Consider the following 3,564-nt stretch of genomic DNA (forward strand, 5'->3'; position numbering starts at 1 on the left):
TCACTTCCCTTTGAGGCCCGGGTTTCTTCGCTCTGACACGGCTCAAAGCGGAGAAACCCGGGCCTCAAAGGGGATCTGCGTTAGAGGTGGGGGGCGACGTGTTGGTTGTAGCGGGACAGGACCGTCTCCGCCGTCCTCGACGTCGGCTCGGCCCAGATCTCCTCGTTGAAGATCTCGGTCTCGATGTCGCCGACGTAGCCGGCGTCGCGCACCCAGCCCGTGATCGTGGCGAAGTCGATGTACCCGTCGCCCACGTGCCCACGCGAGTTCAGCGGCTCGGCCGCGAGCGGCAGCGCCCAGTCGCACACCTGGTAGGACGCGATGCGGTCCTCCCGCCCCGCCCGCGCGATCGACTTGCGCAGCGCCGGGTCCCACCACACGTGGTAGGTGTCCACGACCACGCCGACCTCCGACGCCGCGAACGGCGCCGCCAGGTCGAGCGCCTGCGCGAGCGTCGAGATGACGGCCCGGTCGGCGGCGAAGATCGGGTGCAGCGGCTCGAGCACGATCCGCACACCGTGCTCGGCGGCGAACGGCACCAGGTCGGCGATCCGGTCGGCCACCCGGCCGCGCGTCGCCACCAGGTCGCGGTCCACGTCCGACGTCGGGGCACCGCCTGGCGTCGAACCCACCAGGCCGCCGACCACGAAGACCAGCTCCGCGGTGCCGATCGTCGCGGCCTCCTCGATCGCCCGCTTGTTGTCGTCGAGCGCGGCGCGGATGCCGGCGTCGTCGGCCGCGGTGAGGAAGCCGCCGCGGCACAGGGACGACGCGCGCAGCCCGGCGTCGGCGATGATGCGCGCCGCCTGCGGCGCGCCGACGGCCTGGACCACGTCGCGCCACGGCCCGACGGCGCCGAAGCCCGCCGAAGCCGCCGCCTCGCACGCCTCGGCCAGCGAGGCGTGCTTCACCGTGGCGGTGTTCAGGGAGGCCCTGCTCATGCGGTCACCCCGTTCGTCGTGAGGAAGGCGCGCAGGCGCGCGGCGGCCAGGGACGGGTCGAGCAGCATGCCGCAGCCGTCGGCCAGGCGGGCCAGCTCGACCAGGTGCGCGAGCGACCGGCCGGAGTGCAGGCCGCCCACCAGGGAGAACCCGGCCTGGAAGCCGTTCAGCCAGGACAGGAACGCGATCCCGGTCTTGTAGTAGTACGTGGGCGCGGCGAAGATGTGCCGCCCCAGCGCCTCGGTCGAGGCCAGGATCTCGTGCCCGCGGGCGGCGTCCCCGGCGTCGAACGCCTGGAGCGCTGTGGAGGCCGCCGGGTAGATCGCCGCGAAGATGCCGAGCAGGGCGTCCGAGTGGCCCTGCTCGTCGCCCGCGATGAGCTCCGGGTAGTTGAAGTCGTCGCCGGTGTACAGCCGGGGCCGCACCCCGTCGTCCGACGCCGGGAGGGCCGCCAGGGAACGGCGCAGCCCCACCTCGTGGGCGGCGTCGAGCAGCGACACCTTGACCCCGTCGATCCGAGGCTGGTGCGCGCGGATCAGGTCGAGGAACGTCTTCGTGGCGTCGTCCACCGAGTCGGAGCCCCAGTAACCCGCCAGCGCCGGGTCGAACATGGTGCCCAGCCAGTGCAGCACCACGGGCTGGTCGGCCTCGGCCAGCACGGCGTCGTAGACGCGGGCGTAGTCCTCGGGCCCGCGGGCGACCTGGGCCAGCGCGCGGGAGGCCATGACGATGACCTGCGCCCCGGCGTCCTGCACCACGCCCACCTGCTCGCGGTAGGCCTCGGTGACGACGGCCAGGCCGGCGTCGCCCGGTTCGAGCGCCGCGACGACGGCGGGGTCGAGCTGGTCCGTGCCCGCGCCGCACGCGACGCGCGCACCCACGGAGGCGGCCTCGGCGGCCGAGCGCCGGACGAGCTCCTGCGTCGCGGCCCAGTCCAGGCCCATGCCGCGCTGGGCGGTGTCCATCGCGTCGGCGACGCCGAGCCCGTGCTCCCAGATGCGGTGCCGGTACGCGAGCGTCGCGTCCCAGTCGACGACGGCGGGCGCACCCGGCACGTTCTCCGCCCCGACCTGCGGCACCACGTGGGCTGCCGCGAAGGCGATGCGGGACGTGATGGGGCCCGACGGCTTCGTCCACAGGCCGGGGGCGTTCAGCTCGACGGCCTCGGAGCCGCTGACGCGGCCCTCGGCGTCGAACAGGGGGAGGACGACGGCGGCCCCGCTCGTCGTCCCGCTCACAGGGTGATCTCCGGGATGTCGATGCGGCGGCCCTCGGCCGACGACCGCAGGCCCAGCTCGGCGAGCTGCACGCCGCGTGCCGCCGACAGCAGGTCGTAGCGGTGCGGGCGCCCGGCCACGACGTCGCGCAGGAACTCCTCCCACTGCAGCTTGAAGCCGTTGTCGAGGTCGGCGTTCGCCGGGACGTCGAGCCACTGGTCGCGGAACGGCTCGGTGACGGGCAGGTCCGGGTTCCACACGGGCTTGGGGGTGTGCGCGCGGTGCTGGGCGCGGCACTCGCGCAGGCCGGCGACGGCGGAGCCGTGCGTGCCGTCCACCTGGAACTCGACCAGCTCGTCGCGGAACACGCGCACGGCCCAGGACGAGTTGATCTGCGCCACGACGTCGTCCCCGCCCGGGGTCGTGACGTCGAAGATGCCGTACGCGGCGTCGTCGGCGGTCGCGGCGTACTCGCGGCCCTGCTCGTCCCAGCGGGTCGGGATGTGCGTGGCGGTCCTCGCGGTCACCGTCTTGACCTGCCCGAGGATGCCCTCCAGCACGTAGTTCCAGTGGCAGAACATGTCGGTGGTGATGCCGCCGCCGTCCTCGGTGCGGTAGTTCCACGACGGGCGCTGGGCGGGCTGCGAGTCGCCCTCGAACACCCAGTAGCCGAACTCGCCGCGCAGCGACAGGATGCGGCCGAAGAAGCCCTCGTCCACCAGGCGGCGCAGCTTGACCAGGCCGGGCAGGTACAGCTTGTCGTGCACCACGCCGACGGTCACGCCCGTGGTGGCCTGCAGCCGCGCGAGCTCGATGGCCTCGGCGAGCGTCTCCGCCGTCGGCTTCTCGGTGAAGACGTGCTTGCCCTGCTGCATCGCCTTGGACAGCGTCGCGGGGCGCAGGTTGGTCATGGCGGCGTCGAACACGATGTCGGCGTCCTTGATGGCCGCGTCGACGTCGGTGGTCCAGTGCTCGACGTCGTGCAGGGCCGCGAGCTCCTTGAGCTTGTCCGCGTTGCGGCCCACCAGCACGGGCTCGACCTGGACGCGCGAACCGTCAGCGAGCGTGACGCCGCCCTGGTCGCGGATCGGCAGGATCGAGCGCACGAGGTGCTGGCGGTAACCCATGCGGCCGGTGACGCCGTTCATGGCGATGCGAAGTGTGGTCACGGGCGAGACTCCATCGTCGGTGTTCGTCTTCGGGCTGTCGCGCAGTTTGGGAATGCGCTTTCCAGCCGAGAATAGCGCACGTTTCCGGGGGAGTACATGGGGTGTCCGAGGGTGCGCCGGCGGGCGTCGGCCGGCGGGCGGCGTCGGGCGGCGGGCGGAGTGAGATCGGCAGTCGGCTCTGAGATCGGTCCTCTGTATCGAGATCGGTCCAACGCTGGACCGATCTCGATACAGAGG

The 3,564-nt window shown here is 72.6% G+C and carries 3 protein-coding genes; all 3 read right to left on the reverse strand.

The genetic code is table 11. The features are described 5' to 3' along the window. Positions 1-80: 80 nt before the first annotated feature. From ACFWEJ_RS27950 to ACFWEJ_RS27960, 3 genes are read right to left on the reverse strand one after another with little or no spacing between them, the layout of a single operon-like run. Positions 81-941: a sugar phosphate isomerase/epimerase family protein gene (locus ACFWEJ_RS27950; RefSeq protein WP_377232427.1), complete on the reverse strand. Its 861-nt coding sequence runs from the start codon at positions 939-941 to the stop codon at positions 81-83. Next, positions 938-2,140 carry a dihydrodipicolinate synthase family protein gene (locus ACFWEJ_RS27955; protein ID WP_377232428.1) on the reverse strand — a complete coding sequence of 401 codons (1,203 nt, stop codon included), beginning with the start codon at positions 2,138-2,140 and terminating at the stop codon, positions 938-940. The genes ACFWEJ_RS27950 and ACFWEJ_RS27955 overlap by 4 nt, the downstream gene beginning before the upstream one ends. Before the next feature lie 35 nt (positions 2,141-2,175). Continuing rightward, the gene (locus ACFWEJ_RS27960; protein WP_377232429.1) at positions 2,176-3,306 is read right to left on the reverse strand and encodes a Gfo/Idh/MocA family protein; all 1,131 of its coding nucleotides are present in this window, start codon (positions 3,304-3,306) and stop codon (positions 2,176-2,178) included. Between the last annotated feature and the right edge of the window lie 258 nt (positions 3,307-3,564).

It is taken from the genome of Promicromonospora sp. NPDC060204 (genome assembly GCF_042728455.1).
Taxonomy (GTDB): Bacteria; Actinomycetota; Actinomycetes; order Actinomycetales; family Cellulomonadaceae; genus Promicromonospora.